This window comes from Burkholderia sp. MSMB617WGS, from assembly GCF_001532025.2.
GTDB classification, from domain to species: Bacteria; Pseudomonadota; Gammaproteobacteria; order Burkholderiales; family Burkholderiaceae; genus Burkholderia; species Burkholderia savannae.
Genome location: NZ_CP013457.1, coordinates 2,660,395 through 2,681,158 on the forward strand (window position 1 = coordinate 2,660,395; position 20,764 = coordinate 2,681,158).

A 20,764-nucleotide genomic window follows, 5' to 3' on the forward strand; every position below is an offset into this window, starting at 1 on the left:
ATCGCCGGCCGGGCAAGCCCGCGCTTCCAGCGCGCGCGTGCGCCGCGCCGGATGATATGCGCCGGCTATGCGCGCCGCGCGCCGCCAAGCGGGCTCGAGCCGCCGTGCCCCGGCAGCCGCCAGATCAGCCACACGCCGACGAGGCTCTCGACGAGATAAAAGAGGCTCGACACGCCATGCAGGAGCGCGAAGCGCCCCGCGTACGCGGAATGGCCGACGTCGGTGCCCGCCTCGAGCGCCGCGACGCGCAGCGCGTTCATGAACGGCTGCAACGCGAAATAGCCGACCAGCACGCAGCCGAGCATCGCGGCCAGCAGCCAGCGCAGCCGGCGGTAAGAATCGTGGCCGCGCCGCACGAGCAGATTCGACAAGCCGATCAGCAGCACGCCGCACACCGCGCCGATCGTCGCCTCGATGTTGAACAGGCGCGCGGCGACGGAACCCGCCGTCGCCCGATCGAGCGTCGCGAACAGCACCGGCGCCACCGCATAGCCGATCGTCAGCAGACTGCCGACCCAGATCGTCGCCAGCAGGCGAAACAGCCGGTGCGGCGCCGCGGAACCGGACATCAGATGTACAGCACCGAGATGATTTCGTACTCGCGCACGCCGCTCGGCGCCTGAACCGCCGCGACGTCGCCTTCGGACTTGCCGATCAGCGCGCGCGCGATCGGCGAGCTGACCGAGATCAGGCCGTGATCGAGATCGGCCTCGTCGTCGCCGACGATCTGGTACTTGACGGTATTGCCCGATTCGAGATCCTCGAGCTCGACCGTCGCCGCGAACACCACACGGCCGTCGGCATCCAGCGCGGTCGGATCGATGATCTGCGCGGCCGACAGCTTCGACTCGATTTCGGCGATACGTCCCTCGATGAAGCCCTGCTTTTCTTTTGCGGCGTCGTACTCGGCGTTCTCGGACAAGTCACCCTGCGCGCGCGCTTCTGCGATCGCGTTGATGACGGCCGGCCGCTCGACCGACTTCAGGCGCTGCAGTTCATCGCGCAGTTGATCTGCGCCACGCTTCGTCAACGGAATGGTGCTCATAAACGACTCAATAGCTAAAACGGCTATAAAAAAAATCACCGCGATTAAGCGCATTTCCGAAACATCGGAAACGCCGCTTAATCGCGGCACGTATTGCTTCGACAGGTAACTGGAGGCTTAGTTTAGGCGAGCGTGCAGGCCTTGTAAATCATAGACTTCCAAGTTCTTCAGATAGCGCAGGCCCTCCACTGCCGCGCGCGCGCCGGACATCGTCGTGTAATACGTGACCTTGTGCGCCTGCGCGCTCATCCGGATCGAACGCGAATCGGCGATCGCCGCGCGCGTCTCGTCGACCGTCGTGAACACGAGCGCGATCTCGCCGTTCTTGATCATGTCGACGATGTGCGGACGGCCGTCCTTCACCTTGTTCACGACCTTCACCGGCACACCCGCCGACTCGATCGCGGCGGCCGTGCCGCGCGTCGCGACGAGCGGATAGCCGAGGTCGTGCAGCATCTTCGCGACCTCGACCGCCTTCGGCTTGTCCGCATCCATCACGGTCAGCAGCACCGTGCCCGACTCCGGCAGGCGCGAGCCCGCCGCGAGCTGCGACTTGAAGAGCGCTTCGCCGAACGTCGTGCCGACGCCCATCACTTCGCCCGTCGAACGCATCTCGGGCCCGAGCACCGGATCGACGGTCGGGAACTTGATGAACGGGAACACCGCTTCCTTCACGCTGAAGTACGGCGGCTCCACTTCCTTCGTCACGCCCTGCTGCGCGAGCTTCTGGCCGACCATCGCGCGCGCCGCGATCTTCGCGAGCGGCAGGCTCGTCGCCTTCGACACGTACGGCACCGTGCGCGATGCGCGCGGGTTCACTTCGAGCACGTAGATGATGTCCTGCTTCGAGCCGTCCGCCGAATTCGCGTCGGCGGGCACCTGCTGGATCGCGAACTGCACGTTCATCAGCCCGACCACGTTCAGCGCCTTCGCCATCGCACCCGTCTGGCGCTTCAGCTCGGCCACGGTTTCCTTCGACAGCGAGTACGGCGGCAGCGAGCATGCCGAGTCGCCCGAGTGGACGCCCGCCTGCTCGATGTGCTCCATCACGCCGCCGATGAACACGGCGTCGCCGTCGCAGATGCAGTCGACGTCGCATTCGATCGCGTCGTTCAGGAAGCGGTCGAGCAGCACCGGCGAATCGTTCGACACCTTCACCGCCTCGCGCATGTAGCGCTCGAGGTCGCGCGGCTCGTGGACGATTTCCATCGCGCGGCCGCCGAGCACGTACGACGGCCGCACGACGAGCGGATAGCCGATCTCGTCGGCGAGCGCGAGCGCTTCGCCCTCGGCGCGCGCGGTGCGGTTCGGCGGCTGGCGCAGGCCGAGATCCTGCAGCAGCTTCTGGAAGCGCTCGCGATCTTCGGCCGCGTCGATCATGTCCGGCGACGTGCCGATGATCGGCACGCCGTGCGCCTCGAGATCGAGCGCGAGCTTCAGCGGCGTCTGGCCGCCGTACTGGACGATCACGCCGACCGGCTTTTCCTTGTCGACGATCTCGAGCACGTCCTCGAGCGTGAGCGGCTCGAAGTACAGGCGATCGGACGTGTCGTAGTCGGTCGACACCGTTTCCGGATTGCAGTTGACCATGATCGTTTCATAACCGTCCTCGCGCATCGCGAGCGCCGCGTGCACGCAGCAGTAATCGAACTCGATGCCCTGGCCGATCCGGTTCGGGCCGCCGCCCAGCACCATGATCTTCTTGTTCGTGGTCGGCTGCGCCTCGCACTCTTCCTCGTAGGTCGAGTACATGTAGGCCGTCTTCGTCGCGAACTCGGCCGCGCAGGTGTCGACGCGCTTGTAGACCGGGCGCACGTTCAGCTCGAGACGGCGCTTGCGGACGTCTTGCGGCGTCGCGCCGAGCAGCTTCGCGAGGCGGCGGTCGGAGAAGCCGCCCTGCTTCAGGTAGTGCAGCTCGTTCTTCGTCAGGCTCGCGAGCGTGCGGCCGGCGAGCGCCTTCTCCTTCAGCACGATCTGCTCGATCTGCGCGAGGAACCACGGATCGATCGCCGTCTCCTCGAAGATCTGCTCGCGCGACATGCCGACGCGGAACGCGTCGCCCACGTACCAGATCCGGTCCGGACCCGGCTCGCCGATCTCGCGGATGATCTCGTCGCGGCTCGTCGTCTTCTCGTCGAGGCCGTCGACGCCGACCTCGAGGCCGCGCAGCGCCTTCTGGAACGACTCCTGGAACGTGCGGCCGATCGCCATCACCTCGCCGACCGACTTCATCTGCGTCGTCAGCCGCGAATCCGCTTCGCGGAACTTCTCGAACGCGAAGCGCGGGATCTTCGTGACGACGTAGTCGATCGTCGGCTCGAACGACGCCGGCGTCTGGCCGCCCGTGATTTCGTTCTTCAGCTCGTCGAGCGTGTAGCCGACCGCGAGCTTCGCCGCGACCTTCGCGATCGGAAAGCCCGTCGCCTTCGATGCGAGCGCCGACGAACGCGACACGCGCGGGTTCATTTCGATGACGACCATGCGGCCGTCCTTCGGATTGATCGCGAACTGCACGTTCGAGCCGCCCGTGTCGACGCCGATCTCGCGCAGCACCGCGAGCGATGCGTTGCGCAGGATCTGGTATTCCTTGTCGGTGAGCGTCTGCGCGGGCGCAACCGTGATCGAGTCGCCGGTGTGCACGCCCATCGGGTCGAGGTTCTCGATCGAGCAGACGATGATGCAGTTGTCGGCGCGGTCGCGCACGACTTCCATTTCGTATTCCTTCCAGCCGAGCAGCGACTCTTCGATCAGCAGCTCGCGCGTGGGCGACAGGTCGAGGCCGCGCTTGCAGATCTCCTCGAATTCCTCGCGGTTGTACGCGATGCCGCCGCCCGAGCCGCCGAGCGTGAACGACGGACGGATCACGGCCGGATAGCCGCTGCCGCCCGTGGCCACCGCGATGTCCGCGTGCACCTTGAGCGCCTCTTCCATCGAGTGCGCGATGCCGGACTTCGCCGAGCCGAGGCCGATTTTCGTCATCGCGTCCTTGAACTTCTGGCGGTCCTCGGCCTTGTCGATCGCCGCGGGCGACGCGCCGATCAATTCGACCGCGTACTTCTCGAGCACGCCGTGGTGATGCAGGTCGAGCGCGCAGTTGAGCGCGGTCTGGCCGCCCATCGTCGGCAGGATCGCGTCCGGGCGCTCCTTCGCGATGATGCGCTCGACGACTTCCCACGTGATCGGCTCGATGTACGTGACGTCCGCCGTGTTCGGATCGGTCATGATCGTCGCCGGATTGCTGTTGACGAGGATGACCTTGTAGCCCTCCTCACGCAACGCCTTGCATGCCTGCGCGCCCGAATAGTCGAACTCGCACGCCTGGCCGATGATGATCGGGCCGGCGCCGATGATGAGGATGCTGTTGATGTCTGTGCGTTTTGGCATGGCTCTTGGGATTCAAAAAATAATCGTTGATGCGCGAACGACGGGCGGCGCTCAGCTCATCGTCGCGAGCGCGAGCTTCACGGAAAAGCCGACGAACAGGCCGCCCACGCCGCCCGACGCGCCCGCCGCGAGCTTGCGGCGGCGGCGGAAATGATCGGCGAGACGCGCGCCCGTGAAGATCAGCGTGCTCAGATACAGGAAGCTCGCGAGCTGCGCGATCGCGCCCAGCACGACGAACGACAGCGCCGGATGCGCGTAAGTCGGATCGACGAACTGGATGAAGAACGAGATGAAGAACAGGATCGCCTTCGGATTCAGAAGGCTCACGACGAGCGCCTTGCGAAACGGCCGCTCGCCGTCGACCGCGCGCTGCACGTCGGCACCGGCGTCGGCGTCGGCGGGCCGGGCGAGCTTGCGCCACGCGCCGCGCAGCATGCCGGCGCCGATGTACAGCAGGTACGCGGCGCCGCCGTACTTGACGACCGAGAACAGCAGCGGGTTCGCCTTCAGCAGCGACGCGACGCCCGCGGCCGACAGCACCATCAGCACGGCGTCGCCGAGAAACACGCCGCACGCGGCGCGGTAGCCGGTTTTCACGCCGCGCTGCGCGGCGAGCGACAGCACGTACATCGAGTTCGGCCCCGGCAGCAGAATGATGAACACTACTCCGAACACGTAGGTCCAGAGATCCGTGATACCGAGTGCGTGGCCGAACATGATGCGAGACTCCGTGATCGATGCGATGGGCTCAGGCGCTGCGCGTCTTCGCCGCGTCCATCAGCGCGGTGAAGCGGTCAAACAGATAGCCGATGTCATGCGGGCCGGGCGACGCTTCCGGGTGGCCCTGAAAGCAGAACGCGGGCTTGTCGGTCAGCTCGAAGCCCTGCAGCGTGCCGTCGAACAGCGACACGTGCGTCGCGCGCGCGTTCGCGGGCAGCGAATCGGCGTCGACCGCGAAGCCGTGGTTCTGCGACGTGATCACGACGCGGCCGTTCCCGAGATCCTTCACCGGATGGTTCGCGCCGTGGTGGCCCGTCTTCATCTTGAGCGTCTTCGCGCCGACCGCGAGGCCCATGATCTGGTGGCCGAGGCAGATGCCGAAGGTCGGCACGCCGCGCTCGATGAATTCCTTCGTCGCGGCGATCGCGTAATCGCACGGCTGCGGATCGCCGGGGCCGTTCGACAGGAAAATGCCGTCCGGGTTGAGCGCGAGCGCATCGGCCGCGCTCGCCTGCGCGGGCAGCACCGTCACGTGGCAGCCGCGCTCGGCAAGCATGCGCAGGATGTTGTACTTCACGCCGAAGTCGTACGCGACGACGCGGTAGCGCGGCGTCTCCTGCATCCCGTAGCCGCTGCCGAGGCGCCATTCGGTCTGCTTCCATTCGAACGGCTTCGCCGTCGACACGACCTTCGCGAGATCCATGCCGGCCAGGCCCGGGAACGAGCGCGCGAGCGCGATCGCCTTCGCCTCGTCGTCGGAGCCCGTCAGGATGCAGCCGTTCTGCGCGCCCTTGTCGCGCAGGATGCGGGTCAGCTTGCGGGTGTCGATGCCCGCGATCGCGACGACACCCTCGTCGCGCAGGTAATCGCCGAGCGTGCGCTCCATCCGGAAGTTCGACGCGAGCGCGGGCAGATCGCGCACGATGAGGCCGGCGGCATGGACTTTCGTCGCCTCGACGTCCTCGGCGTTCACGCCGACGTTGCCGATGTGCGGATAGGTCAGCGTGACGATCTGGCGCGCATAGCTCGGATCAGTGAGGATTTCCTGATAGCCGGTGATCGCGGTGTTGAACACGACTTCGCCGATCGTATGGCCGGCCGCGCCGATCGAATAACCACGAAAGACCGTGCCGTCGGCGAGTGCGAGCAATGCGGGAGAAAAAGACGGCAACACGGGGGGCTCCTTGGGGGACACCCTTGCCGCCGACCTGTCTATCCTGCCGCGCGCTCGCGGGCCGCGTGACGCATCACGGCGCGCGTGGGCGCTTGCGCGCGCGGGCTTGCGGTCGAGCGCGAAACGGCGCGCGCGGGCGCGGGTTTCGCGGCATCGCCTGCGTCAAGCGGCGTGCGGCGGACGAACGGGATGAAGGAGGTAGGCGCTAGGGTGCGAGGTTGATTAGCACAAACTTTCAAATTATAGCGTGAAATTGGCCTTATCTTCAATCGATCGGCGCATTTCGTGCGGGCTCGCGCCCGCCGGGGCGGCTGTGCGCCGAAACCACGGCCGCGCCGACATCGGCCGCAACGCCGCCGATTCCGGCCATCGGCCGCGCACCGCCGCGGCGCGCACGCGGCATGCCTTCACACGGACCGCCGGAATTCGTTCGGCGGCACCCCTTTCCAGCGCCGAAACGCGCGCGCGAACGCGGACGGCTCCGAATAGCCGAGCCGCTCCGACACTTCCGCGACGGTGAGCGTCGTGGTCACGAGCAATTCCTCGGCGAGCGTTTCGCGAACCTCGTCGACAACCGCCTCGTAATCCGTCCCCTCGTCCGCGAGCCGCCGCCGCAACGTGCGCACGCTCACGCCGAACTCGGCCGCGAGCACGTCCATCGTCGGGCCGCGCGCCGGATCGCCCGCGAGACGCCAGCGCACGCGCCCCGCCCATCCCTCGCGTCGACGACGCCGCTCGAGCACGCGCCGGCATTCGTCTTCACATTGCCGCCGCGTCAGCGCGTTGCGCTGCGGCAGCTTCAGATTCAGGCAGCGCGCGTCGACTGACAACGCGTTTTCCGCCGCGCCAAACTCGGGCGACACGCCGAACAGCGCCCGGAAGCGGTCCGCGTACGGCGGCGCCTCCATCTTGAGCGCAAGCCGCTTGACCGGCAAGTTCGTCGCATCGAGATCGAATTGCAGCGTGATCAGCGCGGCCGCCGTGATTTCGACCAGCACGTCGCGCACGTCGCCGGGCAGGTCGCGATCGCCGATCACGAGTGTCGCATCCTCGCCGCGCACGGTCGGCCGGATGTCGCAGAAGGTCGACGTCAATTGAAGGTAGCGCAAGCCGACCGACACGGCTTCGCCGAACGTCGCGCTGCTCATGAGCGCGAACCCCCAGACACCGTAGGCGGTCGCGTGATAGCGCCGGCCGATCTCGATGCCGAGCGGAAAGTCCGGCCCCAGCAGCCGCATCAGATTGCGGATGATGCACAGTTCCTGCGTGGCGGCGACTGCGGCGTCCAGCTTGTCGAGCAGATCGAAGGGGATGCCGCTGCCGCCCAGGCACCGGTCGACGGCCATCCCCTGCTCGACTCCCACGTCGACGAGCACGCGCGTCGTCCCGACAGGCCGGACGAAATCCCAGTGGGCGAGCTTGACGGTCAAGATGGCCTCAAGTGTTCGGAATGCGCCCAATATGCCATTGCACAATGTAACGCTCAATGCGATCTTTCCCGCACGCCCAATCACCGGCGATCGCCGCTCGCCGGCCACGGTCGCGAGGCCGAGTACGCGGCCATCGCATCGGCGACATATTCGACGACTGCGAAGCCGCTGGCGCTTCGCCACACACGCGCACCCAACGCCGTGCTCGCGCGACAAACAGGAGACGACATGAGCACCCCCCTCGCCCCGCCCCCGGGCACCACCCCCGCCCTGCCGCTCATCGACAGCAAACATCGCCACCGCGGCTGGCGAGGATTGCGCGGCTATCTGTTCACCAAAGTCGCCACGCAGATTCTGCGGCCGGTCGAACCATCCGTGCAGCACGGACTGCCCGTGCCGATGACCTTCGCGCCGGACGGCGGCGCACGCCGATTCGGCCTCGTGCATTACGGGATCATGATTCCGGACCTGCCCGCGCCGCATCAATTCATGGCCACCGCGATCATCCTCGGCAGCGCCGGCATGCGCGTGTTCGACACCGACTTCGCGGCCGCGCCGGGCGACGGCCCGCTGCAAACCGCGACGCTCGTGCACGGCACGGCGGCCGCCGTCGATCGCCATTTCACGCACTACTCGATACCGCGTGACACCGAGTGGCACGCCGACGGCAGCCTGCTGCGCCTCGGCGGCGACCTGGAACTGAGCGGCCGCTACCCGGAGTTCCGGCTCAAAAGCCGCCGCGACGGCTTCGCGGTCGATCTGGCGCTCACCGCGACAGGCGACGTTACATGGTTCGCGAAAGGCCGCTTCTACGAACACATCGCGCTCGTCACCCGCTATCGGGGCACGATCGAGCACGGCGGCACAGCGATCGACGTGTCGGGCCTCTGCACCTACGAATACGCGCGCGGCACGTCGCCGTACCTGCTCTACAACCGCTTCCTCCCGAAAGCCGCGAAGCTGCCGTGGAACGTGTTCAGCTATCAGGTGATCGACCTCGACGCCGACACGCAGTTGCTGCTCGCGCACATTCAGGTCGACGGCCATTCGGCGCTGACGAGCGCGTATCTGCGCGTCGTCGGCCAATGCGCACACCGGCTCGACGCCGATGTCCATTTCCGCGTGCTGAGCGCGCAGGCGCGGCCGGCCGTCGCGCCGGACGGCAACGAGATGAGACTGCCCGAGACGTTCACGTGGCGCGTGCGCGACCGGCATGGCCGCAATCTGTTCGCCATCGACGCGACGGTCGACACGCCGATGCTGTTCGGCATCGGCACCGGCTATGTCGGCGGCTATCGATGGGAAGGCGAGCGCGACGGCCGCCCTGCGGGCGGGCGCGGGTACATCGAGTACGTCGATCGGCGCAGTTGAAGCGCTCCGCGCGCCGGCAACGGTGCGCGACCGCCCGCGGCATCGCATTCGCCAATGCGGTATGTCACGCGGCGAACCGCGCCGGCAATGGCAACGCGTAGCGCGGTCCATGCCCACTGCTTGGCCCGCAGCAGGCGGCACGCGCATCAGCCCGCGTGCCGGGCCGGCTTGTCGAGCGCGCGGTCGGGCAGCACGTACCACACCGCGCTCGCGATCTGCAGCGCGACGAGCACGCTCCAGGCGCTCAGATGTGCGGCCGCCGGATAATGCCCCGCATGCGTCGGCCAATGCGACAGCACCGCGCCCACCCCGACCTGGAAGCCGAAGATCAGCACGAAGATGACGAGCGTGAGCGTCGTGTTCGCGCGGCCGATCAGATGCACGGGAAAATACTCGGCGAGCACCGCATAGCTCAGGATGCCGACGCCGCCGAACACCCCGTACGCGGCCCACAGCACGGCGGCGGGCAGCGGCGCGCGCAGCATGATCGCGACCTGGGTCGCGACGAAGAGCGCCATTCCGAAGCCGCAGAACGCGTAGAGGGACACGCCGCGCCGCTCGAGTCCGCGCGCCGCCGCGCCGAAACCGACGCAGCCCGCCATCATCGCGAAACCGAGCACCGACACGAGCGCGGCCGCATCGCGCGGCGCGAAGCCGCTCACGTCGCGCAGATACGCGCCGACCCACAGCGACTGCATCGCATAGAACACGCCCTGCGTGACGACCGAGAACGACGCGATCTTCCAGAAGGTGCGGTTCGTGACGATTCGCCACGTGCCGGCGAATTGCTCGACGACACTCGTATCGTGGCGGCTCTGTCGCGCGTCGGGCGCGAACGCCCACAATGCGGCCGCCACCGCCACCGTGAACGCGCCGAGCCCCGCGCACACCGCGCGCCAGCCGGCGAAGCCGAGCAGCCATTCGAGCGGCGAGCCGACCGCAACGCCGCCCAGGCCGCCCACCGCCATCACGAAGCCGTTCAGGAGCGGCAGCCGCGCGACCGGGAAGTGCTGCGCGAGCGCCTTGAACGCGCCGCCGAGGCACACCGACACGCCGACGCCGATCAAAAGACGCCCGGCCATCATCGTGCCGATGTCGTGCGCGGCGCCGAACACCCACGCGCCCGCCGCCGCGACGAGCAGCAGCACGGCGCTCACGCGGCGCGGACCGTAGCGGTCGAGCAGCACGCCGGCCGGAATCTGCGCGCAGGCGAAGCCGAGGAAATAGAGGCTCGTCAGCAGGCCGAGGTCGGCAGCGGACAAGCCGAGGTCGCGCGTGATGAGCGGCGCGAAGCCGAGATTCACGCCGCGAAACACGTATGAAACGAAATAGCCGATCGCGAACAGCGCGAACACGCGAAATTGCACAACGGACATCACACTTCACCGGTGAAGCGGCCGGCCGGCGGACCCACGGCGCGGCGCGCACAAACGAAAACGCCGTCACCCGGGTGACGGCGTTGCGCGATGGTAGTCGATTACGCGCCGGCGGCCGGAAAGCCCCCGCCGCGCGCACGCCATTTCGTCTTACTTTTTCTTCGCCTTGTGGCTCGCGGCCTTCGCGGGCGCGGCCTTCGCGCTGCTCTTCGCGGCCTTCGCCGGCGCCTTCGCCGCCACGGGCGCCGCCTTGCGGCCGCGGCTCGCCTTGCCGCCCGTATGCAGGCTCGCGCGCTCGATGTGGCCGCCCGACACCGACGTCGCGATCCGCTCCGGACCCGGCTCGGCCGGCACCGCGCGGCCGACCGGCACGTGCAGCACCATCGTCTGGCCCGGCATCACGACCGCGCGGCGCGTGCGGTTCCACGCGCGCAGCTGCGCGACCGACACGCCGTAGCGGCTCGCGAGCGCTTCCATCGACTGCTTGCGCCGCACGCGAATCAGCATCTTGCGCGTGTCCGGCACGTCCGGCTCCATCGCGAGCGCGCCGTTCTCGGCGACGTCGGCGCTGATGTCCTCGTCGTCGTCGTCGGTGCGCGGCACGACGATCGTCGAGCCGGGCTTCAGCCGCATGCCGGCCGGAATCTTGTTCACCTGCATCAGCGTGTCCGCGTCGACGCCGATCTTCTCCGCGATCGCGGCGGGCCGCGAACGCTCGGTGACGGTATATGCGGTCCACGACGACAGCTGGCCGCCGTACGACTTCAGGCCCTTCTCGAACGCCGATGCGTTGTCGAACGGCAGCAGGATCTGCGGCTGCGTCGCACCGAGAATCACCGGCTTCGAGAACGACGGGTTGAGCGACTTGAATTCGTCGAGCGGCAGGTTCGCGAGCTTCGCGGCCACCGTCACGTCGATGTCGCGCGACGTCGTGACCGTCACGAAATACGGGTGGTTCGGGATCTCCGACAGCGCGAGGCCGAACTGCTGCGGGTTCATCACGATGTTCTTGACCGCCTGCAGCTTCGGCACGTAATTGCGCGTCTCGTTCGGCATCCGCAGGCTCTGGTAGTCGGTCGGCAAGCCGGCCGCCTGGTTGCGCGCGATCGCGCGCTGCACGTTGCCCTCGCCCCAGTTGTACGCGGCGAGCGCGAGATACCAGTCGCCGAACATGTCATGCAGGCGCGACAGGTAGTCGAGCGCGGCGCTCGTCGACGCGAGCACGTCGCGCCGCTCGTCCTGCCACATGTTGCGCTTGAGGTTGTACGTGCGCCCCGTGGCCGGCATGAACTGCCACATCCCCGCCGCCTTCGCGACGGACAGCGCCTGCGGGTTGTACGCCGATTCGATGAACGGCAGCAGCGCGAGCTCGGTCGGCATATGGCGCGACTCGAGCTCCTCGACGATGTGGTACAGATACTTCTGCGAACGCTCGGTCATCCGCTGCACGTAGTCGGGACGCTGCGCGTACCACGACGCCTGCATGTCGACGAGGTCGCTCTGCAGGTCGGGCATCTGGAAGCCGCGGCGGATGCGCGCCCAGAGATCGCTGTCGGCGGTGGTGAGATCGCCGACCGATTGCTTGTCGACGTCGACGGTTTCTTTCGCGGAGGCGGACTTGCGCAAGTAATCCGAAGCGGCTTGCGGGTCGGCGGCCGCGGGATTTTGGGCGGTCGGTCCCGTGCCCGCGCAGGCGGCGAGCGTGAGGACCAACAGCGCACTGAGGAGGAATCGCATGAAAATCTCGGCTTCCAACAGCTGGAAATTGCAGGCGATAGTACGAAAGTGCGTGCTTCGCGTCAACAAAAAGGCCGAAAAAACCTGCTAAATCGGGTATTTGGGGCCGACTCTCTAGATTCCGCTTGAGCTTGACCCGATCGCTCCCAGGGTTCAACGAAAACGGTTTTTCCACTCGCGCATCAGCGCGAACGCGGCGAGCCGGTCCGGCGCCGCCTCGTGTAGCTGCGCTTCGAGCGTCGCGCGGATCGACGGGCTGTCCGCGCGCAGGAACGGGTTCACCGCACGCTCGTGCGCGATCGTCGTCGGCAGCGTCGGCTCGTTGCGCGCGCGGCGCGCGAGCGCTTCGTCGCGCCACGCGGCGAGCGCCGCGTTGTCCGGCTCGCACGCGAGCGCGAACTTGATGTTCGACAGCGTGTATTCGTGCGCGCAATGCACGCGCGTGTCGCCCGGCAGCGCCGCGAGCGCGTCGAGCGACGCGAGCATCTGCGCGGGCGTGCCCTCGAAGAGGCGCCCGCAGCCGCACGAGAACAGCGTATCGCCGCAAAAGAGGTGCGGCGCGGCATTCGCCCGCCCCGCCGGCTGGAAGTACGCGATGTGGCCCCGCGTGTGGCCCGGCACGTCGATCACGTCGAATTCGAGCTCGGGCGACCCGATGCGCACGCGCTCGCCGCCCGCGAGGCGGCGCGTGACGTGCTCGATCGCCTCGTGCGCAGGGCCGAATACCGCGACCGGCTCGCCTTCGCGCGCGGTCGCGAGCAGCTCGGCCACTCCGCCGACGTGGTCGCCGTGGTGGTGCGTGAGTAAAATAGCGGTCAGCCGCCAGCCTCGCGCGTCGAGATGACGGCGCACCGGAGCGGCTTCGCCCGGATCGACGGCGACCGCATCGCTGCCGTCCGACACGAGCCAGATGTAGTTGTCGTCGAATGCCGGCACCGGCACGTATTCCAGCTCGTTCATGGGCGCGCAACCACCGAGATATGTCTGACCGTTCGATTATAGACTGGCCCGCCTGGACCGACTCCCCGCCCGGGCGCTACGTGCTCGGCTGGGAGCAAGCGCAGCTCGACCGCACCGTGTCCGACGTGTTCGGCTTCCACGCGCTGCAGCTCGGGCTGCCGCAACTCGACGCGCTGCGCGAGAACCGCATGCCGTGCCGCGGCCTCGTGCTCGATCCGGCGAGCGGCGCGAGCGCGCCCTATCACTACCCGTGGGCGCGCGAGGCGCACAGCGCCGAGCATGCGCCCGCCGGGCGCAGCACCGTGTGGTGCGACCTGCTCGACCTGCCGTTCGAGTCGCAAAGCGTCGATCTCATCGTGATGCCGCACACGCTCGAATTCACGTCCGATCCGCACCGGCTCTTGCGCGAGGCGGAACGCGTGCTGATGCCGGAAGGCCAACTCGTGATCACCGGCTTCAATTCGCTGAGCCTCTGGGGCGCGCGGCAATCGGTCGGCAAGATGGCGAGCCGGCCGTTCGTCCCCGCGACGCGCGACCAGATCACGTTCATCCGGCTGAAGGACTGGATCAAGCTGCTCGGCTTCGATCTCGAGCGCGGCCGCTTCGGCTGCTACCGGCCGCCCCTCGCCACCGACAAGTGGCTGTCCCGCTATGCGTTCATGGAGGCCGCGGGCGACCGCTGGTGGCCGATCTTCGGCGCCGTCTACATGGTGACGGCGATCAAGCGCGTGCGCGGGATGCGACTCGTCGGTCCGATCAAGATGAAAAAGCCGGTGCTCGCGCCGGGCCTCACGCCCGCCGCCACCCCGACCACTCACCAAGAACATTCATGACGTTGCAAACCATCGACATCTATACCGACGGCGCCTGCAAGGGCAATCCGGGCCCCGGCGGCTGGGGCGCATTGCTGCGCTACGGCACGCAGGAGAAGGAGCTTTTCGGCGGCGAAGCCGGCACGACCAACAACCGGATGGAGCTCACCGCGGTGATCTCCGCGCTCGAGGCGCTCAAGCGCCCGTGCAAGGTGGTCGTCCACACCGATTCTCAGTACGTGCAGAAGGGCATCAGCGAGTGGATTCACGGCTGGAAGAAGAAAGGCTGGGTCACGGCCGCGAAGACGCCCGTGAAGAACGCGGACCTCTGGCAGAAGCTCGACGCGCTCGTCGCGCAGCACGACGTCGAATGGCGCTGGGTGAAAGGGCACGCCGGCCACCCGGAAAACGAGCGCGCGGACGCGCTCGCGAACCGCGGCGTCGAATCGCTCGAGCAGGCATGAGCCGGCTCGCGCGCCCTTGTTCGCTCCCCGACTGACCCGACATCCGTTTTTCCGACATGCGCCAGATCATTCTCGATACCGAAACCACCGGCCTCAACGCACGCGCGGGCGACCGCATCATCGAAGTCGGCTGCGTCGAGCTGCTCAATCGCCGGCTCACCGGCAACAACCTGCATTTCTACGTGAACCCCGGGCGCGACAGCGACCCGGGCGCGCTCGCGGTACACGGGCTCACGACCGAGTTCCTGAGCGACAAGCCGAAGTTCGCGGAAATCGTCGACCAGCTGCGCGACTTCGTCCGCGACGCGGAGCTCATCATCCACAACGCGCCGTTCGACGTCGGCTTTCTCGACGCCGAGTTCTCGCTGCTCGGCCTGCCGCCTTTCACCGAGCACTGCGCGGGCGTGATCGACACGCTCGTGCAGGCCAAGCAGATGTTCCCCGGCAAGCGCAACTCGCTCGACGCGCTGTGCGACCGCTTCGACATCAGCAACGCGCACCGGACGCTGCACGGCGCGCTGCTCGACTCGGAGCTGCTCGCCGAGGTGTATCTCGCGATGACCCGCGGACAGGAGAGCCTCGTCATCGACATGCTCGACGACGCCGGCGACAAGCACCGCAACGGCGACGAGCCGAGGATGGCGTTCAGCGGGCTCGACCTGCCGGTGCTCGCCGCGACCGACGAAGAGCTCGCCGAGCACGAAGCGCAGCTCGATGCGCTCGACAAATCGGTCAAGGGCGCGTGCGTGTGGCGCAAGGAAACGCCCGGCGAAGCCTGACGGCGTCTCGGCTTTTGGGCTTTTGGGCTTTTGGGCTTTTGGGCTTTTGGGCTTTTGGGCTTTTGGGCTTTTGGGCTTTTCAGCCTTTCCGCGTCCCGGCCGACGCGTGCGTGGCCGCGCCGCAGGGCGCGGTATCTGCCGCTGATTCGCGGCCGCGAGGGCGCGGCGAGCCGCACGGCGCCAGCGCCACGTTCATGTGCCACCGCGGGTCGGGCGCCGCATGCGAATCATCGGAGCCCGCATGGCCGCCGCACGCCGCCGGCCGCGCGCTCGACGATGAACCTGGCCACAATCGAATCTCGCCGCAATCGATTTGAATCGCGATCGGCCGCTCTCCGGACGGACGGCCGCCGCGCGGCACGCGGCGCGGCGGACGCCCGACTTCACGCGACGTTCGATCGACCATCAGCCGGAAATGTGCGCGGCGCGCCGTCGCGACGGCGCAATCGCCCAGGCCAACGAACGCCGCTCGGCCGAATCATGCGCACGTGCGATTAGTCGACGCTCGCCGTGCTCGGCCCCGGCCGCCGCGCGGCTCGCCGGCCGTCGGCGCGCGCCGATCATGGAGACCGCGCGCCCCGCACCGCCCGGATTTTCGCCGCCGCATCGCCCGCACCGCCCGCTGCGACGCGAACCGGCGCGCACCGCCGCATCGCCCCGGCCTCACCCGCGCGGCTGAAGCGCGATCACCGACATTCCGGCGAGCGCGAGCGCCGCGCCCGCCGCATCCCAGCGCGACAGCGGCACGCCGTCGACGATCCGCAGCCAGGCGAGCGCAACCGCGATGTAGACGCCGCCGTACGCCGCGTACGTGCGCGCGGCGGCGGCCGGATGCAGCGTCAGCAGCCACGCGAAGAGCGCAAGCGACAGCGCCGCGGGCACGAGCAGCCAGGCCGGCTTGCCGGCCTTCAGCACGAGCCACGGCAGGTAGCAGCCGACGATCTCGGCGACGGCGGTCAATACGAAAAGCGCGGCGATCTTCGCGAGTGGGAGCATGTCCGGAGGCGCGCAACGCGCGGGTCGAAAACGCCGCGCAACGCCGCGGCAACGAGCGCGATCATACCCGAGCCGACGCCGGAGAAACCGGCGCCCGCGCGTCAATTTGCACGATCCTCCGCCATCGTGCTAATATGTCACTTCTTTCAACAGTCTACGTCTGCCATTTATTTCGGTCGCCCGGCCGTTCGGCGTTGCGCCGCAGTGGATCGACCGGAATTTCGCTCACAAGAAAGCACGCCTTCGGGCCGCTTTTTTCGTTTCAACGCCCTTGAAGGGTATTCAGCCGGCCGCGAGCGCCACGCGATGCGCCGGTTGGCCGACCGTCCCCGTACGGCGGCCTTTCTCACGAGTGCGAGTGCGCGACGACCATCGGGTCCGCGCCGGATCGGCTTCCTTTCGGATTAAGCGCTTCATGCGCCCTTTCACGCTCGCGACCCTCGTTCGATCGCGAGCCGCACTCTCCGGCAAACCGTGGCGAACCGCGCGTCCCCTCGCGCGATTCGGCCGCCGTCACAGGAGTTTTCGACCTTGACTGCAACATCCGCCCCGTCTTCCTCGTCAATCGCGCCCGCCGACGGCGCGTCCGCCGCCCCCCACGAGATCACCGTCGTCGACCAAGGGCTCCTGAAGCGCGCGGTCGGCGCGATGGCGCTCGGCAACGCGATGGAATGGTTCGACTTCGGCGTCTACAGCTACATCGCGGTCACGCTCGGCCAGGTGTTCTTCCCGTCGAGCAGCCCGTCCGCGCAGCTGCTCGCGACGTTCGGCACGTTCGCCGCCGCGTTCCTCGTGCGCCCGCTCGGCGGAATGGTGTTCGGGCCGATCGGCGACCGCATCGGCCGCCAGCGCGTGCTCGCGATGACGATGATCATGATGGCGGTCGGCACGTTCGCGATCGGCCTCATCCCGAGCTACGACTCGATCGGCCTCCTCGCGCCCGCGCTGCTCCTCGTCGCGCGCCTCGTGCAGGGCTTCTCGACGGGCGGAGAATACGGCGGCGCGGCGACCTTCATCGCCGAGTTCTCGACCGACAAGCGCCGCGGCTTCATGGGCAGCTTCCTCGAGTTCGGCACGCTGATCGGCTATGTGATGGGCGCGGGCGTCGTCGCGCTGCTGACGGCGTCGATGTCGCACGACGCGCTGCTGTCGTGGGGCTGGCGCCTGCCGTTCCTGATCGCGGGCCCGCTCGGCCTGATCGGCCTCTACATCCGGATGAAGCTCGAGGAGACGCCCGCGTTCAAGCGCCAGGCCGAAGCGCGCGAAGCGCAGGACAAGGCAGTGCCGAACGCGCATTTCCGCCGGCAGCTCGTGCGTCACTGGCGCGCGCTGCTGCTGTGCGTCGGCCTCGTGCTGATCTTCAACGTGGCCGACTACATGGCGCTGTCGTATCTGCCGAGCTATCTGTCCTCGACGCTGCATTTCGACGAGGCGCACGGCCTCGTGCTGATCCTGATCGTGATGGTGCTGATGATGCCGATGACGCTCGCGACGGGCCGGCTGTCCGACGCGATCGGCCGCAAGCCGGTGATGCTCGCCGGCTGCATCGGGCTCTTCGCGCTCGCGATTCCGGCGCTGCTCCTGATCCGCACGGGCGAGACGTCGCTCGTGTTCGGCGGCCTCCTGATCCTCGGCGCGCTGCTGTCGTGCTTTACGGGCGTGATGCCGTCGGCGCTGCCCGCGCTCTTTCCGACCGAGATCCGCTACGGCGCGCTCGCGATCGGCTTCAACGTATCGGTGTCGCTGTTCGGCGGCACGACGCCGCTCGCGGCCGCGTGGCTCGTCGACGCGACGGGCGACCTGATGATGCCCGCGTATTACCTGATGGGCGCCGCCGTGATCGGCGCGATCTCGGTGCTCGCGCTGCCCGAGAGCGCGCGCCAGCCGCTCAAGGGCTCGCCGCCCGCCGTCGCGTCGCACCGCGAGGCGCATGCGCTCGCGCGAGAAATCAAGCGCCGCGAGGCGGCCGAGCGCGACGACGGCGGCTACGCGCCCGCCGCCGCGCTGCGTGCGTAAGCATCGTCGCGCGGCCGCTTAGGAGGCGCGCCCTTCGATGACGAACCGCGGAGGCGGTTTCGCGACGCCCGGGCGGCGTGGCGAGACCGCCTCCGTTTTTTTGCGCGCGGCGGCAGCCGGCTTGCCGAAATCGGCGGCGTTCCGCGCGGCGCTCGATTCCGGCTGGCCGGGCGCCATTCGGATCGGTGAGCCGCGACCGGTGACCGGTCACCGGCGACTAGTGACTGGTTATCGGTAGTCGGTTATCGGTAGTTGGTGATCCGCCATTCGCAGTCCGCAGTCCGCAGTCCGCAGTCCGCGTTCAGGATGCCGCGTCGCGCATCAAGCATCACGCAACGTATGGGAAGCCGATTGCGCCGCGGCTCGCGCCGCTCAATCGAGCGGCGTGCTCTCGAACTCCGGCAGCGCCTCCGCGCGCGCGGACAGCGCAGCGAGCGCCGGATAGCGCGCCGGATCGATGCGCGCGAGGTCCGGGTAATCGCGCTTCATGAACGCCGTGAAGCGCCACGCGACGGCGACCGTCACGTCCGCCTGAGTGATCCGCTCGCCGACGAGCCAGCCGCCCGCGCCCGCGATGCGCGCGTCGAGCGCGCCGTATGCGCTGTCGAGCTGGCCGAGCACGCGGTCGAGCCAAGGCTGATGCTGCTTGTCGCCCGGCCGCAGGCCATGCTCGTAGACAACCTGCACCGTCTTTTCGGCCGCCGCGAGCGCAAGACCGGTGAGCTCGAGCGCTCGCACGCGCGCCGGCAGATCGTCGGGCATCAGCCGCCGCTGCGGCGCGACGAGCCGGTCGAGGTAATCGACGATCAGCGACGAATCGACGAGCATCGTGCCGTCGTCGGTGAAGAACGTCGGCGCCTTCACGAGCGGATTGATCGACTTGAACTCGTCGAACTGGCGAAACACCGATATCGAGCGGTGCTCGAACGGCAAACCGAGCAGCTTCGCCGATATCGCGACGCGCCGCACGAATGGGGAATCCAGCATGCCAATCAGCTTCATCGGTAATGCTCTGCTTGACGTGGGGAGCGTCGACTTTAGCGCGTCGCGCCCGCTTCGCCTAGGGCCTGTTTCCGCTAACAACGGGCTTGCGAACGTGCCTTTGCGCCCGCAGGGCAAGGAGCGAGGAGGCGCAATAGCGGTCGCTATTGCAACGACGAACGACGCCGCCATGCGGGCGCAAAGGCACGTTCCCGTGATCAAAAAAATCCGTCGAGGGGCTGGCCGCCAGAAGGGCCGATCGCTGCGCCATGCTCCTCGCGAATACGTCGAGTATTCGCTTCGTTGCAATCCTTGCGCTCGGCCCTTCTGGCGGCCAGCGCAAGCCCGTTATTAGCGGGAACAGGCCCTAGCGGGCGCTCGTGAAATGCGGGAACCGGATTCGCGCGGCGCGGTCGGCGTGTGGCGTGTGGCGTGTGGCGTGTGGCGTGTGGCGTGTGGCGTGTGGCGTGTGGCGTGTGGCGTGTGGCGTGTGGCGTGTGGCGTGTGGCGTGTGGCGTGTGGCGTGTGGCGTGTGGCGTGTGGCGTGTGGCGTGTGGCGTGTGGCGTGTGGCGTGTGGCGCGTGGCTCCCCGCTTGCGGCACGGCATCACGCGCGCTGCCGCCCCGGCGGCTCACTGCTCGCGCAGCCACGCCGCGCCGAGCGGCCACAGCGCGCGATTATCGTCGCGAAAATAGCCGAAGTGACCGATCGCATGCTGCCGGCGGTCCGGCGAAATCTCGCGGTGCTCGATCTGCGCGCTCGAATAGAGCCGATGCAGCGCCTGCACCGCGGCGGGCGGCGCCATCCAGTCGTCGCTGACCGTGTACGCGAGAATCCGGCCGCGATAATCGCGGAAATGCTCGCGCAGCGGACGGCCCGCGCCGTCGATCAGATAGTCGGGATGGCGGCTCCAGCGCGCCCATTCGCGCATCACGCCCGACGGCAGGTCGGCGCCGCCGCCCAGGCCGAGGCGCCGCGCCGGCAGATGCGACAGCACGCCGCCCAGCGCCGGCACGACGCCGAACCACAGCGCCGCGAGCAGCGGCCGGCGCGGCCACGGCCATAGCCGCCAGTAGCCGCTCGGGCAGCAGATCGACAACAGCGCCGCCGCACGGCCGTTGTTGTGCGCGAGGCCGAACATCTGCCCGCCGACGCTGTGCCCCACCGCGAGCAGCCGATGCGACGGCGCGCGCGCGGCGAGATGGTCGAGCGCGCCGGGCAGATCGGCTTCGCCCCAGTCGCGCAGCGTCGCCGTGTCGGCTTCGGCCGGCGGCTTGCGCGAATCGCCGACGCCGCGATAGTCGTAGGTCAGCACGGTGAAGCCGTCGCCGGCCAGGAAGCGCGCGTAGCGCTCGTAGAAGCCGCGCGGCACGCCGAGCGCGCCGTTCACGAGCACGCTGCGCCCGTTGCTCGCACCCGGCGTGCCCGGCGCATGGAAAGTCCCCGTCAACAGTCGGCCGTCCAGCGCGGCAAACCGTGTCGTCTCGGCCGTGATCTGCGGTCGTTCGTGCATCGACAT

The 20,764-nt window shown here is 68.1% G+C and carries 18 protein-coding genes; 5 read left to right on the top strand and 13 right to left on the bottom strand.

Features of this window, described 5'->3' with window-relative positions; all coding sequences use genetic code 11:
* Positions 1-65 precede the first annotated feature (65 nt).
* The 6 genes from WT60_RS13110 to WT60_RS13135 form a co-directional block, all read right to left on the bottom strand.
* Positions 66-569 carry a DUF4149 domain-containing protein gene (locus tag WT60_RS13110; RefSeq protein ID WP_059647116.1) on the bottom strand — a complete coding sequence of 168 codons (504 nt, stop codon included), beginning with the start codon at positions 567-569 and terminating at the stop codon, positions 66-68.
* Entirely contained in the window at positions 569-1,045 is a 477-nt protein-coding gene (gene greA, locus WT60_RS13115) for a transcription elongation factor GreA (protein ID WP_038749766.1), read from the bottom strand. Before greA ends, WT60_RS13110 begins: the two co-directional genes overlap by 1 nt.
* A gap of 117 nt (positions 1,046-1,162) precedes the next feature.
* Positions 1,163-4,429 (bottom strand): carbamoyl-phosphate synthase large subunit, encoded by a 3,267-nt coding sequence (gene carB, locus WT60_RS13120; RefSeq protein ID WP_059580944.1) that lies wholly within the window; start codon positions 4,427-4,429, stop codon positions 1,163-1,165.
* A gap of 51 nt (positions 4,430-4,480) precedes the next feature.
* Positions 4,481-5,146 carry a leucine efflux protein LeuE gene (leuE, locus tag WT60_RS13125; protein WP_059580949.1) on the bottom strand — a complete coding sequence of 222 codons (666 nt, stop codon included), beginning with the start codon at positions 5,144-5,146 and terminating at the stop codon, positions 4,481-4,483.
* A gap of 31 nt (positions 5,147-5,177) precedes the next feature.
* Entirely contained in the window at positions 5,178-6,323 is a 1,146-nt protein-coding gene (gene carA, locus WT60_RS13130) for a glutamine-hydrolyzing carbamoyl-phosphate synthase small subunit (RefSeq protein ID WP_059580952.1), read from the bottom strand.
* Positions 6,324-6,730: 407 nt separating this feature from the next.
* Complete coding sequence (locus WT60_RS13135) at positions 6,731-7,753, bottom strand: AraC family transcriptional regulator (RefSeq protein WP_059647112.1); 1,023 nt, start codon at positions 7,751-7,753, stop codon at positions 6,731-6,733.
* 228 nt (positions 7,754-7,981) lie between these two features.
* Between WT60_RS13135 and WT60_RS13140 the strand changes: the two genes are divergently transcribed.
* Positions 7,982-9,124, top strand: coding sequence for a DUF6670 family protein (locus WT60_RS13140; RefSeq protein ID WP_060356447.1), 1,143 nt, complete (start codon positions 7,982-7,984; stop codon positions 9,122-9,124).
* 146 nt (positions 9,125-9,270) lie between these two features.
* Here the strand turns inward: WT60_RS13140 and WT60_RS13145 are convergent, their stop codons facing one another.
* From WT60_RS13145 to gloB, 3 genes are all read right to left on the bottom strand, one after another.
* Complete coding sequence (locus tag WT60_RS13145) at positions 9,271-10,500, bottom strand: MFS transporter (RefSeq protein ID WP_038749748.1); 1,230 nt, start codon at positions 10,498-10,500, stop codon at positions 9,271-9,273.
* 150 nt (positions 10,501-10,650) lie between these two features.
* A complete protein-coding gene (locus tag WT60_RS13150) occupies positions 10,651-12,237 on the bottom strand; it encodes a transglycosylase SLT domain-containing protein (protein ID WP_059647131.1) in 1,587 nt (528 codons plus the stop codon).
* A gap of 153 nt (positions 12,238-12,390) precedes the next feature.
* On the bottom strand, positions 12,391-13,197 hold the full coding sequence (gene gloB / locus WT60_RS13155) for a hydroxyacylglutathione hydrolase (RefSeq protein WP_060356448.1): 807 nt from the start codon (positions 13,195-13,197) through the stop codon (positions 12,391-12,393).
* Between the two features lie 20 nt (positions 13,198-13,217).
* Between gloB and WT60_RS13160 the strand changes: the two genes are divergently transcribed.
* The 3 genes from WT60_RS13160 to dnaQ are packed head-to-tail and all read left to right on the top strand — an operon-like array spanning position 13,218 to position 15,252.
* A complete protein-coding gene (locus WT60_RS13160; RefSeq protein ID WP_038749742.1) occupies positions 13,218-14,030 on the top strand; it encodes a class I SAM-dependent methyltransferase in 813 nt (270 codons plus the stop codon).
* Positions 14,027-14,473 carry a ribonuclease HI gene (gene rnhA, locus WT60_RS13165; protein WP_038749739.1) on the top strand — a complete coding sequence of 149 codons (447 nt, stop codon included), beginning with the start codon at positions 14,027-14,029 and terminating at the stop codon, positions 14,471-14,473. Before WT60_RS13160 ends, rnhA begins: the two co-directional genes overlap by 4 nt.
* A 56-nt stretch (positions 14,474-14,529) precedes the next feature.
* A complete protein-coding gene (gene dnaQ, locus WT60_RS13170) occupies positions 14,530-15,252 on the top strand; it encodes a DNA polymerase III subunit epsilon (protein WP_038749736.1) in 723 nt (240 codons plus the stop codon).
* Positions 15,253-15,915: 663 nt separating this feature from the next.
* Here the strand turns inward: dnaQ and WT60_RS13180 are convergent.
* Complete coding sequence (locus WT60_RS13180; protein WP_038749732.1) at positions 15,916-16,248, bottom strand: YnfA family protein; 333 nt, start codon at positions 16,246-16,248, stop codon at positions 15,916-15,918.
* Between the two features lie 531 nt (positions 16,249-16,779).
* On the opposite strand from WT60_RS13180, the gene proP reads away from it, so the two are divergent.
* Positions 16,780-18,264, top strand: a complete 1,485-nt coding sequence (proP, locus tag WT60_RS13190; protein ID WP_060356450.1) for a glycine betaine/L-proline transporter ProP — start codon at positions 16,780-16,782, stop codon at positions 18,262-18,264.
* Positions 18,265-18,282: 18 nt separating this feature from the next.
* On the opposite strand, the gene WT60_RS34450 is transcribed toward proP, so the two are convergent.
* The 3 genes from WT60_RS34450 to WT60_RS13210 all read right to left on the bottom strand — a co-directional run bounded on the left by WT60_RS34450 (position 18,283) and on the right by WT60_RS13210 (position 20,758).
* Positions 18,283-18,441 (bottom strand): hypothetical protein, encoded by a 159-nt coding sequence (locus WT60_RS34450; protein ID WP_156443777.1) that lies wholly within the window; start codon positions 18,439-18,441, stop codon positions 18,283-18,285.
* Positions 18,442-18,636: 195 nt separating this feature from the next.
* Positions 18,637-19,266 (bottom strand): glutathione S-transferase, encoded by a 630-nt coding sequence (locus WT60_RS13200; RefSeq protein ID WP_038749728.1) that lies wholly within the window; start codon positions 19,264-19,266, stop codon positions 18,637-18,639.
* A 610-nt stretch (positions 19,267-19,876) separates the two neighbouring features.
* The gene (locus WT60_RS13210) at positions 19,877-20,758 is read right to left on the bottom strand and encodes an alpha/beta fold hydrolase (protein WP_038744856.1); all 882 of its coding nucleotides are present in this window, start codon (positions 20,756-20,758) and stop codon (positions 19,877-19,879) included.
* Positions 20,759-20,764: the final 6 nt, after the last annotated feature.